The organism is Streptococcus sp. HMSC073D05 (genome assembly GCF_001812015.1).
Classification (GTDB): domain Bacteria; phylum Bacillota; class Bacilli; order Lactobacillales; family Streptococcaceae; genus Streptococcus; species Streptococcus parasanguinis_D.
On the sequence record NZ_KV807487.1, the window covers coordinates 1 to 20,586 of the forward strand.

The 20,586-nt window shown below is 42.9% G+C and carries 23 protein-coding genes; 16 read left to right on the forward strand and 7 right to left on the reverse strand.

Going from position 1 to position 20,586, the window contains the following annotated elements:
- Positions 1–26: 26 nt before the first annotated feature.
- The 3 genes from HMPREF2832_RS02680 to coaA all read right to left on the reverse strand — a co-directional run bounded on the left by HMPREF2832_RS02680 (position 27) and on the right by coaA (position 1,871).
- Positions 27–539, reverse strand: coding sequence for a DNA topology modulation protein (locus HMPREF2832_RS02680; protein ID WP_070505462.1), 513 nt, complete (start codon positions 537–539; stop codon positions 27–29).
- Positions 540–605: 66 nt separating this feature from the next.
- A complete protein-coding gene (rpsT, locus tag HMPREF2832_RS02685) occupies positions 606–854 on the reverse strand; it encodes a 30S ribosomal protein S20 (protein WP_003007640.1) in 249 nt (82 codons plus the stop codon).
- Between the two features lie 96 nt (positions 855–950).
- Positions 951–1,871: a type I pantothenate kinase gene (gene coaA / locus HMPREF2832_RS02690; protein ID WP_049498274.1), complete on the reverse strand. Its 921-nt coding sequence runs from the start codon at positions 1,869–1,871 to the stop codon at positions 951–953.
- Positions 1,872–1,961: 90 nt separating this feature from the next.
- Between coaA and HMPREF2832_RS02695 the strand changes: the two genes are divergently transcribed.
- The 14 genes from HMPREF2832_RS02695 (at position 1,962) to HMPREF2832_RS02760 (ending at position 15,999) form a co-directional block, all read left to right on the forward strand.
- Positions 1,962–2,555, forward strand: coding sequence for a class I SAM-dependent methyltransferase (locus tag HMPREF2832_RS02695; protein ID WP_049498275.1), 594 nt, complete (start codon positions 1,962–1,964; stop codon positions 2,553–2,555).
- Positions 2,552–3,829: a pyrimidine-nucleoside phosphorylase gene (locus HMPREF2832_RS02700; protein ID WP_049498276.1), complete on the forward strand. Its 1,278-nt coding sequence runs from the start codon at positions 2,552–2,554 to the stop codon at positions 3,827–3,829. Before HMPREF2832_RS02695 ends, HMPREF2832_RS02700 begins: the two co-directional genes overlap by 4 nt.
- 17 nt (positions 3,830–3,846) lie before the next feature.
- The gene (deoC, locus tag HMPREF2832_RS02705) at positions 3,847–4,509 is read left to right on the forward strand and encodes a deoxyribose-phosphate aldolase (protein WP_021153359.1); all 663 of its coding nucleotides are present in this window, start codon (positions 3,847–3,849) and stop codon (positions 4,507–4,509) included.
- Positions 4,496–4,885, forward strand: coding sequence for a cytidine deaminase (locus HMPREF2832_RS02710; protein WP_049498278.1), 390 nt, complete (start codon positions 4,496–4,498; stop codon positions 4,883–4,885). Before deoC ends, HMPREF2832_RS02710 begins: the two co-directional genes overlap by 14 nt.
- A gap of 75 nt (positions 4,886–4,960) precedes the next feature.
- Positions 4,961–6,022, forward strand: a complete 1,062-nt coding sequence (locus HMPREF2832_RS02715) for a BMP family lipoprotein (RefSeq protein WP_023918305.1) — start codon at positions 4,961–4,963, stop codon at positions 6,020–6,022.
- Positions 6,023–6,157: 135 nt separating this feature from the next.
- A complete protein-coding gene (locus tag HMPREF2832_RS02720; RefSeq protein ID WP_023918304.1) occupies positions 6,158–7,693 on the forward strand; it encodes an ABC transporter ATP-binding protein in 1,536 nt (511 codons plus the stop codon).
- Positions 7,686–8,747: an ABC transporter permease gene (locus HMPREF2832_RS02725; protein WP_049489017.1), complete on the forward strand. Its 1,062-nt coding sequence runs from the start codon at positions 7,686–7,688 to the stop codon at positions 8,745–8,747. The genes HMPREF2832_RS02720 and HMPREF2832_RS02725 overlap by 8 nt, the downstream gene beginning before the upstream one ends.
- Positions 8,747–9,703: an ABC transporter permease gene (locus tag HMPREF2832_RS02730; RefSeq protein WP_021153355.1), complete on the forward strand. Its 957-nt coding sequence runs from the start codon at positions 8,747–8,749 to the stop codon at positions 9,701–9,703. The genes HMPREF2832_RS02725 and HMPREF2832_RS02730 overlap by 1 nt, the downstream gene beginning before the upstream one ends.
- A gap of 274 nt (positions 9,704–9,977) precedes the next feature.
- Positions 9,978–10,580: a hypothetical protein gene (locus tag HMPREF2832_RS02735; RefSeq protein ID WP_070505463.1), complete on the forward strand. Its 603-nt coding sequence runs from the start codon at positions 9,978–9,980 to the stop codon at positions 10,578–10,580.
- Positions 10,581–10,601: 21 nt separating this feature from the next.
- Entirely contained in the window at positions 10,602–11,237 is a 636-nt protein-coding gene (locus HMPREF2832_RS02740; protein ID WP_021153351.1) for a copper homeostasis protein CutC, read from the forward strand.
- A gap of 103 nt (positions 11,238–11,340) precedes the next feature.
- The gene (locus HMPREF2832_RS02745; RefSeq protein ID WP_049498282.1) at positions 11,341–12,006 is read left to right on the forward strand and encodes an MmcQ/YjbR family DNA-binding protein; all 666 of its coding nucleotides are present in this window, start codon (positions 11,341–11,343) and stop codon (positions 12,004–12,006) included.
- Position 12,007: 1 nt separating this feature from the next.
- Positions 12,008–13,762, forward strand: a complete 1,755-nt coding sequence (locus HMPREF2832_RS02750) for an ABC transporter ATP-binding protein (protein ID WP_049498284.1) — start codon at positions 12,008–12,010, stop codon at positions 13,760–13,762.
- A complete protein-coding gene (locus HMPREF2832_RS02755) occupies positions 13,749–15,503 on the forward strand; it encodes an ABC transporter ATP-binding protein (RefSeq protein ID WP_049498286.1) in 1,755 nt (584 codons plus the stop codon). The genes HMPREF2832_RS02750 and HMPREF2832_RS02755 overlap by 14 nt, the downstream gene beginning before the upstream one ends.
- A gap of 247 nt (positions 15,504–15,750) precedes the next feature.
- Positions 15,751–15,999, forward strand: coding sequence for a hypothetical protein (locus tag HMPREF2832_RS02760; protein ID WP_049498288.1), 249 nt, complete (start codon positions 15,751–15,753; stop codon positions 15,997–15,999).
- 18 nt (positions 16,000–16,017) lie between these two features.
- On the opposite strand, the gene HMPREF2832_RS02765 is transcribed toward HMPREF2832_RS02760, so the two are convergent.
- The 3 genes from HMPREF2832_RS02765 to HMPREF2832_RS02775 form a co-directional block, all read right to left on the reverse strand.
- On the reverse strand, positions 16,018–17,322 hold the full coding sequence (locus HMPREF2832_RS02765) for an aminotransferase-like domain-containing protein (protein WP_049498290.1): 1,305 nt from the start codon (positions 17,320–17,322) through the stop codon (positions 16,018–16,020).
- Positions 17,323–17,385: 63 nt separating this feature from the next.
- Complete coding sequence (gene trhA / locus HMPREF2832_RS02770) at positions 17,386–18,033, reverse strand: PAQR family membrane homeostasis protein TrhA (protein ID WP_070505465.1); 648 nt, start codon at positions 18,031–18,033, stop codon at positions 17,386–17,388.
- Positions 18,008–18,508 carry a DUF1836 domain-containing protein gene (locus tag HMPREF2832_RS02775; protein WP_070505466.1) on the reverse strand — a complete coding sequence of 167 codons (501 nt, stop codon included), beginning with the start codon at positions 18,506–18,508 and terminating at the stop codon, positions 18,008–18,010. Before HMPREF2832_RS02775 ends, trhA begins: the two co-directional genes overlap by 26 nt.
- A gap of 66 nt (positions 18,509–18,574) precedes the next feature.
- Between HMPREF2832_RS02775 and yaaA the strand changes: the two genes are divergently transcribed.
- Positions 18,575–19,300: a peroxide stress protein YaaA gene (gene yaaA, locus HMPREF2832_RS02780; protein ID WP_070505468.1), complete on the forward strand. Its 726-nt coding sequence runs from the start codon at positions 18,575–18,577 to the stop codon at positions 19,298–19,300.
- Between the two features lie 118 nt (positions 19,301–19,418).
- On the opposite strand, the gene HMPREF2832_RS02785 is transcribed toward yaaA, so the two are convergent.
- On the reverse strand, positions 19,419–19,865 hold the full coding sequence (locus HMPREF2832_RS02785; protein ID WP_003001765.1) for a MarR family winged helix-turn-helix transcriptional regulator: 447 nt from the start codon (positions 19,863–19,865) through the stop codon (positions 19,419–19,421).
- Positions 19,866–20,156: 291 nt separating this feature from the next.
- Here HMPREF2832_RS02785 and HMPREF2832_RS02790 point away from each other — a divergent pair, with 291 nt between their 5' ends.
- Entirely contained in the window at positions 20,157–20,570 is a 414-nt protein-coding gene (locus tag HMPREF2832_RS02790; protein WP_070505469.1) for a cell wall elongation regulator TseB-like domain-containing protein, read from the forward strand.
- The last annotated feature ends 16 nt before the right edge of the window (positions 20,571–20,586 follow it).

Below are 20,586 nucleotides of genomic sequence, written 5' to 3' on the forward strand. Positions count from 1 at the left end.
GTACAAACCACCCGTTTGACGGGTGGTCATGATTGTATGTTTTTTATAAACTCATCCAGCTCTTTTTGGTTCTTGAGAGAGATAAATTTTTCGGGGTAGGTGGAGTGGATGTTTTGATACCTTTCTCTGGCACTTTTTGTTCGTCCATCCCAAAGGATCCAACGGATGAATTCCCAGTCAAAGCGTTCGGGGCAACCTGCCGCCATACTCTCACGGACGCGGCCTTTATAACGGCGGTATCGTTTCCAGCCTCTAAAGAGGCAGTTCCAACGAGAGAAGTTGAGAAAGATAATCTGGTCCGCTTGCTCCATTCTTTCCTCATAGCAGCACCAAGAGTAATTGCCATCAATGACCCAGTCTCTATGATCGCTGAGAAACTGTCTCATCTGTCCCTCCATCCAATCCCGGTCACTGTCTATCCAACCCGGTTGAAATTGAAGGGTGTCCATGTGGATCTTGGGAATGGAGTAGTGGCGGGATAAGTTTTCAGCCAAGGTGGATTTACCTGATCCAGAATAGCCGATAATAACAATTTTCATAAGCACCTCTCAAAATTTTAGGCACAAAAAAAGCTCCGGAGAGCTTGATTTTTATGCTGTTCTTGATTAACCAAGTTTCGCTGCAAGACGTGCTTTATCACGGCTAGCTTTGTTCTTGTGGATCAAACCTTTAGTTTCTGCTTTATCGATAGCTGAGCTAGCAGCGCGGTAAAGTTCTTCAGATGGGTTTGCTTCAAAAGCTTTGATTGCAGTACGCATAGCTGATTTTTGAGCTGAGTTTTTTTCGTTTTGTTTAACGTTCAATTCAGCGCGTTTGATAGCTGATTTAATGTTTGCCAAGTTATTCACCTCCATTGATAATCTAACTATCTCATTATATATGAAAAGTTAAGATTTGACAAGCCTAAAATAGCTTTTCCTTAAAAAAGTACCGTTAACAGGCCATTTTCTCTAGCGTTTGAGATAAATTTCGTCGATTTCATGGTTGGTTGCCTTATGGAGAATCAGATCAGCTCGGTTTCTAGTTGGTTGGATGTAATGTTGCAAGTTGACTAAATTAATGGATTCCCAGACCTGATGGGCCATGCTTAAAACTTCTTCTAGGGGTTGCTCTGTAAATCGATAGTAGTAGTTATTGGGATCATTCTGAGCTAATGCAAGGAGTTTTTGGAAGCGATCGATATACCAAGATTCAATATCGTCGACCGCGGCATCCACATAGATTGAAAAATCAAAGAAATCGGTCATATAGAGTGTGTCATTTTGCGGATTTTGAAAGACATTGATCCCTTCGACAATGACAAAATCAGCTGGTAAAATGGTTTGCTTCTCATCTGGGACAATATCGTATATTTCGTGAGAATAGACAGGGATTTCTACGCTCTTGTTGTTTTTGATTTGATTAAGAAAATCAAGGAGCAATTCCATATCATAGCTTTCCGGAAATCCTTTTCGATTGAGGATCTCTTGTTCTTTTAAGATAGCATTTGGATAGAGAAAGCCATCCGTTGTCACCAATTCTACTGTTGAGCCTTCAAAGGTTCGTGACAGCAGGATTTGAAGGAGACGGCTAGTGGTAGATTTTCCAACCGCAACGCTCCCTGAAACCCCAATGATAAAGGGTTGGCGTTCACTCGTTTTTTGAAGAAAAATACCTTTTGAGAAGGCCAAATCTTCTTTGGAACGCTTGTAGATTCCAATCAGGTTTGTCAAAGGCAGGTAGACGTCTCGTACATCTTGGAGGTTGATGCGGTCGTTAAAACTTTTAATAGAATTGAGCTCTGTTTGAGAGAGAGGTGGGGTGGTTTTGCGGTGCAAATTCTGCCAAGTTTCCCGATTAATTTTTTCAAAATGTAGAAATTCTTTGTCCATATGTCACTCCTATTGTAGTCTTTAGTATACCAATTTTTAGAGGTCGTGTAAACGATTTAAAAAAGGAATGAATTATGTTAAAATAACCTTATGAGTAAAATGTATTTCGATGTAAACCCAGATGCAGCCCATGATATTCATGATCTGGCTGTTGTTTTATTGGGACAAAAGATGAATTTCTATACAGATGCGGGCGTCTTTAGTAAAAAAATGATAGATTATGGAAGCCAGGTGCTCTTATCAACCCTGGATTTTCAAGAAGGGGAAAGTGTCCTCGATGTTGGCTGTGGCTATGGACCGGTCGGCCTTTCTCTAGCTAAAGCCCAGGGAGTTGCAGTGACAATGGTCGATGTCAATGAGCGGGCACTAGACTTGGCTAAGAAAAATGCTAGCCGAAACGGCGTGGAAGCTCAGATCTTTTCTTCGGATGTCTATGAAGCAGTCGAAGGGGTCTTTGACCATGTGATCAGTAATCCGCCGATCCGAGCCGGTAAAAAAGTGGTTCACCAAGTGATCACCGGTAGTTTTGAACATTTGAAACCAGGTGGAGACTTGACCATTGTCATTCAGAAAAAACAAGGGGCTCCAAGTGCTAAGGCCAAGATGGAAGAGACGTTTGGCAATTGTGAGACAGTAAAAAAAGACAAAGGCTATTATATTTTAAGAAGTGAGAAAGAATCATGAGAGCAGTAGATATCATTCAGAAAAAAAGAGATGGTCTTGCCTTAAACAAGGAAGAAATTGAATGGCTGATTGAGGGGTATGTGGCTGGAATAGTACCAGATTACCAAATGTCTGCTTTTGCTATGGCCGTTTATTTTAAAGGGATGACGACGGAAGAAATCTCTCATATGACCATGAAGATGGTCCAAACAGGGCAACAGTTTGATCTGTCAGCAATTCCAGGTATTAAGGTGGACAAACACTCGACTGGTGGTGTCGGAGATAAGGTGACCTTGGTCTTGGTGCCTTTGGTTGCGAGTTTCGGAGTGCCGGTTGCCAAAATGAGCGGTCGTGGGTTAGGACACACAGGTGGGACCATCGATAAGTTGGAATCCATTAAAGGTTTCCAGATTGAACGGACCCAAGAGGAATTTATCCAGCAGGTGCAGGAAATCGGCTTATCGGTCATTGGTCAATCCGATCAACTCGTAAAAGCAGATAAACTCTTGTATGCACTGCGTGATGTTACGGCGACAGTGGATACCATTCCTTTGATTGCTAGTTCCGTCATGAGTAAGAAAATCGCTGCTGGTGCGGATGCTATTCTTTTGGACGTGACGGTAGGCGAGGGTGCCTTCATGAAGAATATTGAGGATGCTCGTCGCTTAGCCCGTACCATGGTGGATCTTGGAAATGCAGTGGGTCGGAAAACCATCGCTGTCATTACAGATATGAGCCAACCTTTGGGAACCAGTATTGGTAATCGTTTAGAGATTTTGGAAGCCCTGGATATTCTGAAAGGACAGGGGCGCGCTGATGTTACAGAGTTTATTTGTGAATTAGCGCAAATCATGTTGAAATTGGCCAATGTAGATCAATCGATCGAGGCCATCCATGAACACTTGACCAATGGTCAAGCCTTAGCGAAGTTTGAAGAAATGGTCGCAGCTCAAGGTGGAGACTTAGAAGATTTGCACCGTCCCGTCAAAGTAGATCAGGTCCTTGAAGTAACAGCGGACCAAGATGGCGTCATTGCTGCTTTACCTGCCATGGAGTTTGGCTTGTTCGCCATGCGCTTGGGTGCTGGCCGTGCTGTCAAATCAGATCCCCTCGATTACGAAACAGGAATTGTGTTTGACAAAAAAGTGGGAGAGCACGTCAAAAAAGGGGAACGCATTGCCCGTATTTTCATGAATGAAAAAAATTCACAAGAAAGAGTTACAGAATTCAAAAAAAATGTTAAAATACTAGAAAGGGCTGAAAGCGTTAAAGAAATTATTGAAATAATATCTTAAGCAGCTCAGGAGATTGTATGAAGTTAAATAAATATATCGATCACACTCTTTTAAAACCAGATGCGCAACAAGAACAGATCGAAAAGCTGATCGAAGAAGCTAAGGCTTATGATTTTGCGAGTGTCTGTGTGAACCCGACATGGGTGAATTTTGCGGCTGAGGGCTTGCGCGATTCAGACGTTAAAGTTTGTACCGTCATTGGTTTTCCTTTGGGAGCAAATACCCCTTTTGTCAAAGCGTGTGAAACAAAAAATGCTATTCAAAATGGTGCCGATGAAATTGACATGGTCATTAATATCGGTGCTTTGAAGTCTAAGAATTTAGCACTAGTTGAAGAAGATATCCAAGCTGTTGTCGAAGCAAGCGGTGATAAGCTGGTCAAAGTCATCATTGAGACGTGTCTCTTAACAGACGATGAAAAGATCGTCGCTTGTCAGATTGCAAAGTCAGCTGGAGCTGACTTTGTGAAGACTTCAACTGGTTTCTCAACTGGAGGAGCGACGGTAGAAGATGTAGCCTTAATGCGTCAAACAGTTGGACCAGACATGGGTGTTAAAGCTTCTGGTGGAGCTCGCTCTTATGAAGATGCTCTTGCATTTATCGAAGCTGGTGCGACCCGTATCGGAACTTCCTCTGGTGTAGCAATCATGGAAGGAAAAGTGGCTCATGGCGACTACTGAATTGATCAACTTAGCAGTTGAAGTGAGTCAACAAGCCTATGTGCCCTACTCTCATTTCCCAATTGGAGCTGTACTGCTAACGAAGGATGGAGAAATCTATACAGGGGTCAATATCGAAAATGCCAGTTTTGGTTTAACCAACTGTGGGGAACGGACAGCTATTTTTAAAGCAGTTTCTGAAGGAGCTCGTGAGTTCAAAGAGCTGATTGTCTACGGGCAAACAGAAAAGCCCATCTCTCCATGTGGTGCTTGTCGCCAGGTCATGGCTGAATTTTTTGAGCCAGACCTTCCTGTAACCTTAGTATCTAAAGATAAATCGACGGTCGTGATGACGGTCAAGGAATTACTTCCATATTCCTTTACAGACCTGACTTAATAGGTCTGTGAGGCGGTCTTTTGACCCTTTCAATACTTCGCAACAATGTTGCACAATAATTTAGGAGGTTCAGTAATGAACAAGAAACAATGGCTAGGCCTTGGTCTAGTAACTGTCGCTGCTATCGGACTTGCAGCATGTGGAAATCGTGCGTCTAAAAAAGATAGCGCAAACTCAGAATCTAAAACAGATTTGAAAGCTGCTATCATTACCGATACTGGTGGTGTGGATGACAAATCATTCAACCAATCTGCTTGGGAAGGTTTGCAAGCTTGGGGTAAAGAAAACGGTCTTTCTAAAGGGAACGGATTTGACTACTTCCAATCAACAGATGAATCTCAATATGCGACAAACCTTGATGAAGCTGTTTCTAACGACTACAAATTGATCTTTGGTGTTGGTTTTGCCTTGAGCGACTCTGTTAAAAAAGCTGCGAAAGACAACCAAGATGTGAACTATGTCATCATCGATGACCGTATTGAAGGACAAAAGAACGTAGCATCTGCTGTTTATGCCGATAACGAAGCTGGTTACCTTGCTGGTATCGCTGCTGCGAAAACTACAAAAACTAAACAAGTTGGTTTTGTAGGTGGTATGGAAAGTGAAGTTATCACTCGTTTCCGCGCTGGATTTGAAGCTGGTGTTAAATCTGTTGACCCATCTATCAAAGTTCAAGTAGACTACGCTGGTTCATTCGGTGACTCTGCTAAAGGTAAAACAATTGCTGCTGCACAATATGCTGCAGGTGCAGACGTTATCTACCAAGTAGCTGGTGGTACTGGTGCAGGTGTCTTCTCTGAAGCTAAAGACTTGAACGAGAAGAAAAATGAAGACGAAAAAGTTTGGGTTCTTGGTGTTGACCGTGACCAAAAAGCTGAAGGTGAATACACTTCTAAAGATGGTAAAAAATCTAACTTTGTATTGGCTTCAAGCTTGAAGAAAGTCGGAGAATCTGTAAAAGACTTGGCTAAGAAAACTGCTGATGGTAAATTCCCTGGCGGTAAAGTGATTACTTATAGCTTGAAAGATGGTGGAGTTGACTTGACAACTGACAATCTTTCTGCAGAAGCTAAAAAAGCTGTCGAAGACGCTAAAGCTAAGATCCTTGACGGGTCACTTAAAGTTCCTGAAAAATAATCATTGATTGGATCGGCCCGACCTTCAAGGGCCGTTCCTTTTAATAAATTGAGACATTTTTGTCTCAGTAAAATCTATTAGCTGTCTTAATAGGTTTTATTGAAATAAAAATTGATTTGAAAGGAAACACCCCACATGACACACGAATATGTCATCGAAATGCGTGAGATTACCAAAAAATTTGGTGACTTTGTAGCAAATGACAAGATTAATCTTCAGTTGCGCAAAGGTGAAATCCATGCACTTCTTGGAGAAAATGGTGCAGGGAAATCTACCCTGATGAATATGTTGGCTGGTTTGTTGGAACCAACTAGCGGAGACATCGTGGTAAATGGAAAAACTGTTAACCTAGACTCACCTTCAAAAGCAGCTTCTTTAGGAATTGGAATGGTGCACCAACACTTTATGTTGGTTGAAGCCTTCACTGTTGCTGAAAATATCATCCTTGGGTCTGAAACCACTAAACATGGTATTTTGGATCTTAAGAAAGCCAGTCAAGATATCCTTGATTTGTCTAAAAAATATGGCTTAGCAGTGGATCCAAATGCTAAAGTTGAGGATATTTCCGTCGGTGCGCAGCAACGTGTGGAAATTTTAAAGACGCTTTATCGTGGAGCCGACATCCTAATCTTCGATGAACCAACTGCGGTGTTGACACCAGCTGAAATCGAAGAATTGATGACAATCATGAAGAACTTGGCAAATGAAGGAAAATCCATTATCTTGATTACGCACAAGTTGGATGAAATTCGTGCTGTTTCAGACCGGGTAACGGTTATCCGTCGTGGGAAATCAATTGAGACAGTCGAGATTGGTGGAGCTACCAACCAAGACTTGGCCGAAATGATGGTCGGTCGTTCTGTTTCCTTTAAAACGGAGAAAGGTCCTTCTCAACCGAAAGAAGTCGTCTTGTCGATCGAAAACTTGGTTGTAAACGAAAACCGGGGTGTCCCAGCTGTTAAGAATCTTTCACTGGAACTTCGTGCTGGTGAAGTCGTGGGGATCGCAGGGATTGACGGAAATGGTCAGTCTGAGTTGATCCAAGCGATTACAGGTCTACGGAAGGTAAAATCTGGTTCAATCAAGATTAAAGGCAAGGATGTTGTAGGACTTCGTCCACGTCAAATCACAGAAATGAAGGTAGGGCACGTCCCTGAAGACCGTCATCGGGATGGATTAGTCCTTGACATGATGATCTCTGAAAACATTGCCCTTCAAACCTACTATAAAGAACCTCTTAGCAAGAATGGTATTTTGAATTATCCAAATATTACCTCTTATGCCAAGAAGTTGATGGAAGAGTTTGACGTTCGTGCAGCCAGTGAAGTGGTACCTGCTAAGGCTCTCTCTGGAGGGAACCAGCAAAAAGCCATTATCGCTCGGGAAATCGATCGCGATCCAGATCTCTTGATCGTTAGCCAGCCGACTCGTGGATTGGATGTTGGAGCGATTGAATATATCCACAAACGTTTGATTCAAGAACGGGATAATGGAAAAGCCGTTCTGGTTGTCAGCTTTGAATTAGATGAAATTTTGAATGTTTCTGACCGTATTGCGGTTATTCATGATGGGAAGATCCAAGGGATCGTAACCCCTGAAACAACGAATAAGCAAGAACTTGGAATCCTCATGGCAGGTGGACAAGTAAAGGAGGGAGCATCAAATGAATAAGAATTTAAAACAAATTGCCGTTCCGTTGGTGTCTGTCCTTTTAGGATTGGTCTTGGGTGCCATTATTATGTGGGCCTTCAGCTATGATGCCCTTTGGGGATACGAATTGCTGTTTAAGAAAGCCTTTGGTTCGATTAAGAGTTGGGGAAATATTTCCCGTGCCATGGGGCCACTGATTTTGGTTGCTCTTGGGTTTTCAGTAGCCAGCCGGGCCGGCTTCTTTAACGTTGGACTTCCTGGTCAGGCTTTTGCTGGATGGATCATGGCGACTTGGTTTGCCCTTTCCTTCCCAAATATGCCTCGCTTACTGATGATTCCGATGACCGTTTTGATTGCGGCTGTCGCAGGTGGATTTATTGGAGCGATTCCTGGTTTCCTTCGTGCCTATCTCGGAACCAGTGAGGTCATCATCACCATTATGATGAACTACATTGTTCTCTATGGTGGGAATGCCTTGATTCATAGCTTCCCAGCTTCCTTGATGAAAAATAAGGACTCAACCATTGATGTGGGAGCCAATGCTGTCTACCAGACGGAGTGGTTGCGTAATTTGACGGACAAATCACAAATGAACATCGGGATCTTCTTTGCCATCATCGCAGTGGTGGTCATCTGGTTCTTGATGAAGAAAACAACACTTGGTTTTGAAATCCGTGCCGTTGGTCTCAATGCGAATGCGGCGGAATACGCAGGGATGTCTGCAAAACGGACCATTATCCTTTCTATGATCATTTCTGGTGCTCTTGCTGGTATTGGTGGGGTAGCAGAAGGTCTGGGTATTTACTCAAATGTCTACGTTCAAACCAGCTCGATGAGTGTTGGATTTAACGGAATGGCCGTAGCCCTTCTTGCGATGAATTCACCAATTGGTATTCCATTTGCTGCCTTCTTGTTTGGTGCACTTCAAATTGGGGGAGTTGGTATGAAGCCAGCTGCAATCCCTGAAGAAGTCGTTCAAATTGTGACAGCATCTATTATCTTCTTCGTATGTGCCCACTACATTATTGAAAAGATGATCTCGATGCGTTCAGCTAAAAAAGGAGGAGCAAACTAATGAGTATTGTAACAATTTTAAGTATTCTTGTTTCCTCTATGATTGTGTATGCAGCGCCGCTGATCTTCACAAGTATCGGAGGAGCATACTCAGAACACGCTGGGGTTGTTAACGTTGGTCTGGAAGGAATCATGGTTATGGGAGCCTTCTCAGGTATTATCTTTAACTTGACTTTTGAGCCTGAGTTAGGAAGTTTGACACCATGGTTGTCCTTGATCGTTGCTGCAGGGATTGGAGTACTCTTCTCCTTGATCCACGCGGTGGCAACGATTCATTTCCGTGCTGACCATATCGTCTCAGGTACAGTATTAAACTTGATGGCACCTCCATTGGCAGTCTTTCTTGTCAAAGCGATGTACAACAAGGGGCAAACTGATAATATCAAAGTTGCCTTTGGGAAAACATCGATTCCGGTCTTATCTAAAATTCCGGTCATTGGAGATATTTTCTTCAACAATGCCAGCATCATTGGTTGGGTTGCGATTCTCTTTTCATTCTTTGCTTGGTTTATCATGTTCAAGACGAAGTTTGGATTGCGTCTTCGTTCAGTTGGGGAACACCCACAAGCAGCAGATACATTGGGAATCAATGTATATAGAATGCGCTACTTAGGAGTGATGATCTCAGGTGCCCTTGCAGGAATCGGAGGAGCCATTTACGCTCAGTCAGTTTCTGTTAACTTCGCGGTGACGACTATTGTAGGTCCTGGATTTATCGCCCTTGCGGCTATGATCTTCGGGAAATGGAACCCAATCGGGGCTATGCTTGCTAGTCTCTTCTTTGGAGCTTCACAAAGTTTGGCTGTTATCGGGAATCAATTGCCTTTGCTTAAAGGTATCCCATCCATCTACTTGCAAATTGCGCCTTATGTCTTGACCATGGTTGTCTTGGCAGCCTTCTTCGGACAAGCAGTTGCGCCAAAAGCAGATGGTGTTAACTACATTAAATCGAAATAATGCACAGAGAGAGGTTGGGACAAAAGTCCTAGCCTCTCAATTGTCTTGGATTATCGAGCAAGACGCAGTGCTTGAGTGGGCTCTACTACGCTGATTTCATCAGCTTTTACAGCCCTACTCAACTGTGCGGAGGCGGGACAAAGAAATCGAATTCTAACGAATTACCGATTTCTGTCCCCCGCTCTCTTTTGCTTTGTAAAGGCCCCTCTTAGTCGCAATTTCTTTAGATTTAGGGTACAATAAGAATACAACTTTTCACGTATTGGAGGAGCAGATGTTTAAGTGGATGAAACGCCTGATTGGCATGGTGATCGTTTTATTTATTTTATTAGTGATCTTGTTGGTTCCTGGATCTATCCCTGAAGGGGAGCAACTGAGAAATGTGCAGGCAGGGAGTTCTTTGATTGAGTTGGCTCAAAATGCTGTTTCAAATGCCTCTGTGAGCACTGAAGGGCTCTCAACTGAGCTAAGTCTCAATTCAGTGCAATTGAGTCAGGTCGTAAAAACAAGTGCTGGATCCGCCCTTGACAATTCTGACTATCAAAAGATGGCACTAGGAATGGATGGCAATGACCTTCACGTCAAAGTTCCTGTTTCCTTAGGGCCAGTTGATAGCTATCTAGATTTAACCATGACCGGTCAAGTTGAAAACAATGTCATGAATTTGAATGTGACCGGTGCTAAATTAGGGAAAATGCCCATTCCAAAATTCTTGGTTCTCAACTATTTGAAGGATCAATCCAATCAAAATGGAGGCGGCTTTAAAGTGAATGGTGATCAAATCACCCTTGAGATTCCTCAAGCAGGCTATAGTATCTCAAAAGCGAGAGTGGAAAATGGCAATGCTAAGGTAACTGTTAGTATATCCTTGTTTTAAGTCTTTGTAATTGGAGTTGTCATGCTTGTCTTTGAATTTTGTGCAGAGAATTTAACTTATATTGATAAGGCGATTGCTGCTGGGGCAGGTCGCATTGAACTGTGCGACAACCTGGCAGTAGGCGGGACCACACCGAGTATAGGTGTGATCAATGAAGCAATCAAACTGACAAGAGCGAAGTCTGTGGATCTATGTGTGATCATTCGGCCCCGTGGTGGAGATTTTGTCTACACTGATCTGGAAGTCGAAGCTATGCTGACGGATATTCGTGCTGCGAAAGAAATAGGGGTTACTTGTTTTGTTCTGGGTGCGCTGACGAGCGATCGAAAGTTGGACCAGAAGGTCATGCAGCTTTTACTAGCAGCCTGTGGAGAGGCAGAGGTGGTCTTTCATATGGCCTTTGATGAGTTAGCTCATACAGATCAGCTAGAAGCGATTGAGTGGCTTTCTGATCAGGGTGTAGCCCGCATTTTAACACGAGCCGGAAGTCCAGGTGACCCACTAGAGCAACGTTTTGCCCACTATCATCGTTTATTAGATGCGGCTAAGGGAAAGATTCAGATCCTGCCAGGTGGAGGTGTGACCCTTGACAATCGTCAGCTCTTTTTGGAGCAATTGGGTGTTTGTCAACTGCATGGCACGCGCATTGTGTTTTAAAAAAGAAACGATCACTGCTTGAAGTAGTTTTGAAGATCCGTTATCAAGGTTGGGGACGTTGTTTCCAGCCTCTTCTAGTGTAAAAATGAATAAGGGAGAGGAAATGTTTTTAGAGCATTATTTTGACCGGTACACCTTTCAGCCAGAAAAGGGATTGGCTTACGGATTTGAGAAGAAAGGGGCAGGCTATGAGTACCAGTGTCCCGTCTTATCGGACACTTTTCTCTTAAATGTCCAGGTCTGCGACCGGAAGATTTCTTTTCAGGTCTATGATCAGGATACAGGGGACGAGTATATCCAGATCCATCTGGAACAGCTACAAGGAAATTTCGTTGGCCAAGTCAGAGAAGCTTGTCAGGAAAGTCTTGCAAGGATCCGCCAAGCTTGTTTTGAGGTAGAAGAATTTCTCTATCCTCAAGCCAAGCGTCTCATGGCCTATATCTCCCTGCACTATCAGGGAACGATTGAGTATTTGTGGGAAAGATCTCCGGAATCCGGCGCTATTCGCCACCGAGACACCCTCAAGTGGTATGGTGTCTTTATGACCATTGATTGGAAAAAACTGGATGCTGGCAAGTCTGGGAAAATAGAAGTTTTGAATGTTAAGTCTGATCAAGTAGCCCATTTCATCCAGCAGAAAGGGATTTATCCAGCTTTTCATATGAATAAAAAATATTGGGTGAGTATCCCCTTAGATGGAGCAATTGCTGATGAGGACTTGTTTGCTCTGGTGGATAGTAGCTGGCAACTCACCAAAAAGGGGAAATAAGATGAATCTGTTGAGGAAATTATCTTGGTTTTTTAATTTAGAGAAGAAGCGATACTTGATCGGGATAGGGTCCTTGATCTTGGTTAGTTTTTTAAACCTCATTCCTCCAAGAATCATGGGACTTGTGATCGATTTGATCGATAAAAGAAGGCTGACACTGGGGCAGTTAGTTGTGGATATCGCCCTTTTGGTCCTCGCAGCTCTAGCCATGTATGGTCTTCGTTTTGTCTGGAGACGCTATATTTTTGGGACGGCTAATAAGTTGGCTCGGATCTTGCGTTACCGTTTGTTTAAGCAATTTACGCTCATGTCTCCGTCTTTTTATCAGCGTTATCGGACAGGGAATCTCATGGCCCATGCTACTAATGATATCAATGCGGTAACCATGTTTGCTGGTGGCGGCGTTATGTCTGCAGTGGATGCTTCCGTGACGGCCTTGGTGACTCTAGTCAGCATGTTTTTCATGATTGATTGGCGCTTAACCCTCTTGGCTATTTTGCCCCTACCGGTTATGGTGGTAGTGACTTCCGCCATTGGACGCAAAAACCACAAAGCCTTCAAAGAAGCCCAAGAAGGCTTCTCAGAGCTGAACAACTTTGTTCAGGAATCAGTATCAGGAGTCAAGGTGACTAAATCATTTGGCTTTCAGGCAGATGAGATTCGGGCTTTTGAAAAAACCAATCAAATGGTTTTTTCAAAGAATATGACTTCAGCCGGTTACAATGCTTTGTTTGATCCGACCACTCTTCTTTTTGTCGGTCTCTCCTATGTTTTGACGCTCTACTTCGGGGGGCTATTTGTTCAGGAAGGGAGCCTGACGGTTGGACAAATCGTAACTTTTATTACCTACCTTAATATGCTCGTCTGGCCCCTTCAAGCCATGGGCTTCTTGTTTAATATTAGTCAGCGGGCTAGCGTCTCCTATGATCGGATTGAGACACTTTTAGCAGAAACACCTGATATCCAAGATCCAAGTCAACCAGTCACAGACATCCAAAACGGAGATCTAGAATATGACATTAAAGAATTTGCCTATGAGAAAGAGCCTGTCCTTGAGAAGGTTGCCTTTCATTTAGAAAAAGGGCAAACCCTTGGAATTGTAGGACCAACTGGATCTGGAAAGACCACCTTGTTGCGTCTCTTGCTCAGAGAGCATGACTTGGAGCAGGGAGATATTTTGTTAAATGGGATCTCCATCAAACATTATCGCTTAGAAGATCTTCGAAGCTTGATCGGTTACGTCCCTCAAGATCAGATCCTCTTTGCCATGACCATTCGCGAGAATGTAGCTTTTTCAGATCCACAGATCCAGGAAGAAGAGGTGATGAAGGCTCTGAGAACTTGTGGAGTCTATGAGGATATTCTGGCCATGCCAGACCAGATGGAGACAGTGCTGGGAGAGAGAGGGGTCTCTCTTTCTGGCGGGCAAAAGCAACGGATTGCCATGAGTCGTGCTTTGGTCATGAATCCTGAGATCTTGATCTTAGATGATTCCCTGTCTGCAGTAGATGCTAAAACGGAGCACCAAATCATTGAAAATATGAAGCAGGAACGCAAGGGGAAAACAACGATCATCACAGCCCATCGCCTATCAGCGATCGTTCATGCGGATTTGATTCTGGTAATGGAGAATGGACAGATCAAGGAGCGAGGAAATCACGAGGAATTAATGGCTCAAAAAGGTTGGTACTATGAAACCTATCAAGCCCAACAATTATCAGAAGAAATGGAGGGAAAGCTGAATGAAAACATCTGAAGCTCATGTGATGAAGCGGCTCTTGACTTACATGTGGCGTTATAAATGGTTAACGGCCCTAGCCTTAGCCTTTACCTTTCTAACTAGTCTGTTATTGACGGCGATCCCTCTTGCAGCTCGCTGGTATATTGACCACCTAGTGGATCCAACAGAAGCCGGCTCTCCAGTACTGACAGCTTTTCAGTTTCTCATTCTATACTATGGCTTATTCATTGGGCGCGTGCTGGCAACTTATCTGAGTCAGTTAACCTTTGCGCGTGTATCCAATTCTATCGTAAGAGATATCCGTTTAGATATTTTCCAAAATCTTCAAAGGCTGGGCATGTCCTTTTATGACCAGACAGCAGCAGGTTCGATTGTCTCGCGGGTGACCAATGATACACAGGCAGTCGCAGATATGTTTTCTACGGTCTTTTCAAGCCTGGTTTCATCCTTTTTACTCTTTCTAGTCACTCTAGTAACCATGTTTAGCTTGGACTGGCATTTGACCATTTGGATCCTGCCTTTTCTTCCCATCATTTGGTTTTCCATCCGTCTCTATCGCAAGTTATCCAATCGCTTGGTCAAGATGACCCGACAAAAATTATCAGATATCAATGTGAAATTATCGGAATCTATCGAAGGAATGCGGATCGTGCAGGCCTTTCGTCAAGAAAAGCGTTTGACGGATGAATTCGAACAGATTAATGGGGAACATTTGGATTACGCCAACCGATCTGTGGATGTCAATTCCCTCTTTTTGAGGCCAGCTATGACCCTGTTACAGGTCCTGGCTTATGCGGTCATTCTAACCTTTTTCGGCCTAAATTGGCAGTCCTCTGGCTTTACGGCAGGTCTTATCTATGCTTTTATCCAGTATGTTAGCCAGCTTTTCCAACCCTTGATTGATGTTACGCAGAACTTTGCAACCTTGCAGACCTCAACCATTTCTGCAGGTCGTGTCTTTGAGATGATGGATCGAGACGACTATGAGCCCAAGCAAGCTAGTAGCCTGAAAGAAATTGAGCGGGGGGATATTCGTTTTGAGCATGTATCTTTTTCTTATGATGGCAAACGGGATGTCCTAAAAGAGATCTCCTTTGAGGTCAAAAACGGACAAACCATCGCTTTTGTTGGCCATACTGGTTCTGGTAAATCCTCTATTATCAATCTCTTCATGCGCTTTTATGAATTTGATCGTGGCCAGATCTTGATTGATGGACAGGATATCAAGGACTACAGCCAGGAAGCCTTGCGCAAGTCCATTGGTCTAGTGTTGCAGGAACCCTTCCTCTATCATGGAACCATTGCTTCTAATATCCGAATGTATCATGAAGAACTGACAGATGAGGAAATCCGACAAGCAGCTGCATTTGTGGATGTAGCAGACTTTATTGAGAGTCTACCTGGTGGCTATGATCATCCGGTAACAGAGCGGGGTTCTACCTTATCGACCGGTCAGCGTCAGCTTCTGGCTTTTGCCCGGACCATTGCACCCCAGCCTAAGATCCTCATTTTGGATGAGGCAACTGCCAATATCGACCAAGAGACGGAAGAGATGATCCAAAACTCTCTGAAGAAGATGCGCCAAGGGCGGACAACCATTGCCATTGCTCATCGCCTTTCTACCATCCAAGATGCCGATTGCATCTATGTTCTCGATAAAGGAAAAATCATCGAATCGGGCAATCACGACCAACTCATTGCTCTAGGAGGAACGTATAAGAAAATGTATAACCTCCAGGCTGGGATGATGAAATAAGGACAAACAAGGAGAGTGGGACAGAAATCGGTAATTCGTTAGAATTCGATTTCGTTGTCCCACCTCCGCACAGTTGAGTAAGGCTGTAAAAGCTGATGAAATCAGCGTAGTATATCCCACTCAACCACTGCGTCTTGCTCGACAGTCCAAAAACAATTGAAAGGCTAGGACTTTTGTCCCAGCCTCTTGTTTTTCTTTCTTGAAAGCTGTACAATAAAGAAAAGAACAGAAAAAGGGAGCATACACCATGTCAAACGATCTGATCATGATGGGAGTTGTGATTGTCTTATTTGGACTCTACTTCACCCTTCAAGTTGAGCTCAATAAAGTCAGAAATCAATTTACTCATTATCTTCTAAAACCAGGTAGTATTTCCAAGGAACAAAGAGAGAAGTACCTCAAAGAACCAGAGATGGAAGCGATTCGCCTGATCCGCCTCGATTATCGGATCGGCCTTCAAAATGCCAAACTTGTTTATGAGCAATTGAAGAAATAAGAAAGACCCTCGTATAGTCTATACGAGGGTTTCTCTTTCAAAAAAAGGCGTAAGCTTTGGTAAAACATTGCCCACATCTGCCGATTTGATCTTGGCGAGTTGATAAGGACAAGAAGTGATGTAGGCTGCTTCAAAGAAATCAAGCGGGAGTCCACTGTGTTTTAAGGCAGCAAGGGATTGAACTTGGCTGAGTCCTAGAAGGATCCCATCGTGGGTCAGGGTCAGATGGGGAAGAAGAGGAGACTGGGCCATCAAGGTCTTTAGACTGGCTTCTACCTCTCTTTTTCTGGCTAGGAGTCGCTTTTTATTGGTCAGATACATACCGTTATCAATGTAGAGACTCAAGGCCTTTTGCATGATGAGATTGCTATCATAGTCCAGAATCGTCTTATAGGTTAAGACCGGCTTTAGAAGGGCTTGGGGAAGGATCATGGAAGTGATGCGAAGAGCAGAAAAGAGATTGGTCGAAAAAGATTTGATATAGATGACACGGTTCTTTTGATCCAAATAATGAAAAGAAGGAGCATTGCTGCCATCAAGATCTCCAAGATAGTCGTCCTCAACAAGGTAAACATCATATTGGTCAGCTAGTTGCAAGATCGCTTCTTTCTGCTTGGTCGAATAGCTATGACCGAGCGGATAGTGAAAACGGGGGATCGTGTAGAAGAATTTGATATGGCCACTTTTGAAAATCTCTTCAAGTTCCTCGAGATCAATTCCCATTAAATTTCGTTGAATGGTACGGTAGGCAAGTTGCTGCGAATCTAAGAGTTGGTTCATCCGATGATAAGTCGGTTGCTCGATCAAGATCTGAGACTTTTTATTGGGAAAGTCAATCTGGCTGAGGATATTGAGCGCCTGCTGGGTACCAGCAGTCAAAACAATCTGATCCGCAGTCGTATAAATACCTTCTTCCTTCAATAAGTCTTGGATCGATTGGCGTACCTCTAGTAATCCTGCTTGGTCCGAAAAGTTATTAAAGAGATAATTCTCCCGACCAATCAAGGTTTCATTGATACAGGTCCGGAAGTCCTCGAAAGCCTGGTTGCGGTCTTTCTCTAATTTTAGTGGAAGATCCTCATGTCGATTAGGTTCTTGCTCCAAAACATAGTAGCCACTTTGAGGCTTAGCATAGAGGAAGTGCTGGTAAGTCAAGTCCAGCAAGGCTCGTTGCACCGTGTCCTTACTACAAGAAAATTGACTGGCTAACTGACGAACAGAAGGAATTTTCTGTCCAGTTTCCAGTTTTCCATCTTGAATGGCTTTTTTTAGAACATGAATAATTTGTTGGTATTTGCTCGTCTTCATCCTGACTGTCCCCATACAGTTTTTTACTATTGTACAGAAAAAATCACAAAAAAACCACTCCGAAGAGTGGTGGCAGTATTACATAAAGTAAACGATGGCTAAATACTGAAGAGCAGAAGCTGCCAGGATGAAGAGGTGCCAAATCATGTGGAAGTAAGGCTTTTTCTTAACATAAAAGCCAGCTCCAACTGTGTAGCACAGGCCGCCCATGAGCATGAGACCCCAGAAGATCGGATTGGTTTGGCTAACGATTTGGGGAATAATAAAGATGACCAACCAGCCCATGATCAAGTAAAGAGCGAGACTGAACTTTTCATTGACTTTTTTGGCAAAGATTTTGTAGAGAATACCAAAGATGGTGGTCCCCCATTGGATCAAGATAATGCTGTGGCCCATCCAGTTGTTCATCAAGGTAAGGACAACTGGTGTGTAACTACCTGCGATCGCAATGTAGATCATGGAATGGTCGATAATGCGAAGTACATACTTTTGAGGTGAATCGTAAGACATCGCATGGTAGACGGTCGAAGACAGAAACATCAAAAAGAGACTAATAACAAAGATAGAAGTCCCAAAAGCACTAAGCAGACCTTGTTGCTCAAAGCTATAGACTGCTGAGATTGGAAGCAAGATCAACATGAGAAGGGCGCCAACAGCATGGGTTACGCTATTAGCGATCTCTTCTCCAAAGGATAATTTTTTACTTAGTTTCATGGTGTAATTCATCAGTTTCTTCCTCCGTTTTTACTGGTTGAATATAAGAAAGGGTTTCAAGATAAAGTTGAACTGTCTGACAGGCAGAGCGAATGATAGGAGCGATCGGCTCTTTATGCTCATTGAGATAAGCGACAAAGCTATTATAGAGAAGATCTGAGCTTGCCTGGTCCTGCAAGAAATTTAAGGTAGAAGCGATCTCCTGAATAGAAAAGACCGTTTTTAAGGTTGTAATAGCAATCAAGCGAGCCACCTGTCTACGCTGGTATTTCTTCTTATCTGGTTTTTCGACATAGCCATGTTTTACGTAATTGTTGATCATAGCAGCCGTCAAGCCCTTGTCTGAAGAAGAGAGAACAGGTGCACAGGTTTTATTGACATAAAGTAGGACCTGATCGAGATAGAGGTCTAGCTCAGGCAGTTGCTCCCACGTTGGATAGGAAAAAGTGGACACTAAATCTTCACCTTTCTTTAATCTAGTTTTCATAACTAGATAATAACATTAATAAAAACTCCTGTCAAGAAAATTTGAAAAATATGATACAATAGACCTATGAAACTATTAATTCCATCCGCCAAAGAACTGAACGAACAGGCTCGTATCGTCGAGCCCCAACCCTTGTCAGAGAACACAAAAACCATCCTCCAAGCTTTGAAGGCATTCTCCCTAGAAGAATTAGCGACCTTTTACGGGATCTCAGAGGAAAGAGCTCTAGTAGAAAAGGAAAGAATTGAGGCTCTGTTAGCTGGGAGTGCCAAGACCTATCCTGCTTTAGAACTGTTTGATGGCCTCATGTACCGTAGTATCGAGCGTCAAGACTTATCCGAAAAAGAGCAGGCTTATCTGCAAGAGCATTTGTTGATCACGACTGCTTTATACGGTGTACTACCTGCCTATGAAGGGATTGCTCCCCATCGCTTGGATTTTATGATGAAGCTAAAACCAGCTGGAAAATCTCTAAAGGTACTCTGGAAAGAGGGCTATGATCAGGCAGTAGAAGGTGAGGAGCAGATCTTATCTCTCTTGTCTTCTGAGTTTGAACAGGTCTTCTCAAAAGCTATTCGTGAGCGAATGATTCGGATCAAATTCATGGAGAATCGTGGTGGGACACTAAAGATTCACTCAACGATTTCAAAGAAAGCACGTGGGGCCATGGTGACAGCAATGATGAAGGAAGAAATCACCCATCTAAAAGATTTGAAATCATTAGAAGTAGCAGGTTTCTCTTATCGTGAGGATTTATCGCAAGAGAAAGAATGGGTCTTTGTGAAAGAATAAATAAAAATATTCCTGAGAAGCGTCAGGAATATTTTTTTGATCTGTAAAATAAAGAGAATGCACGATGAAAACTCCAAAATAGAGGATTTTGGAGTCAGAATCGTCTTGAGCAGTAGGCTTAGGCGATATGTTTGAATTTCTTCAAGAGTTCTGTCAACTCAGCTTGCTCGCCACTATTAAAGACTTGCATCAAGCGTTGAATATTTTTGATATGATCTGGAAGAGCTTCTTCGATCTTTTTACGACCGGCATCTGTAATAGATACAAGATAAGCACGGCGGTCTTCTGGATCAGTTTCGCGTGTAATCCAACCATCGCGGACCATATTGCGAATAACCACAGTCATATTTCCAGAGGTCGCAAGAATGCTATCAATCAGATCTTGAATACGGAGATCGCCTTTGCTGTACAAGGTCTCAAGTACAGAGAATTGAGTTGGTGTCAACTGGTGCTTTTTAAAGATATGAGCCTCAGAGGCACGGATCAATCGTTCTGCCTTGTGGAAGACGATCATGGTTTTTAAATCTACGTTTGCTTCTTTGAATAATCTCTTTAAATTTTCCATATCTATATTTTATCAATAAATAGTATTTCTGTCGTTTAATTTTATTTTCAAATTAGTTACAAAATTGTGACAAATTTATTAAACTATGAACAAATGATAGCATAGATGTTAATTTTACTTTGTTTATCAAACAATTTTATACTAAAACATTGTAACAGGTATGAAATATTAGTAACAATTCTTTCTTGAAAATCTATAGAATTCTAGGTGGCTTTGGTGTATAATGAGGGAGTGAAACAGAAAAATAATCTTTTTATAATATGGCAACATATAATAGGAATCTGTATCTTAGTGTTGACGGTCCTTTTTTCTTGGCTATTTCTTGCTGAAAAAACTTCTGATCGCTTGCAGGCTCAAATTACACAAGCAAGAAAAATAGCTCTGTCTCACTCTTCGATTACGACCATTGAGACGGAGAGTTTCTTTCATGGCAAAGAAGCCTATCTTTCCTTTATTGGCAAGGACCAAGGGGGGCAAGAACTAGCGGTCTTGGTGGCGCAGGCGGATGATGCAGTCTATACCTACCCTTTGAAAGAAGGAGTTAGTTCCAAAGAGGCAGCTTCTGTCGTCAAAGAGAAGGGTCAGGACGCGATTGATCGGGTAATTTTTGGACGCTTTAAAGGCAAACCGATCTGGGAAGTCAAGGCTGGGAACTCTTATTATGTGGTGGATTTCAAGACTGGGAAAGTCACCGGTGTTTTTTAAGATTTGAGGAGGGAAT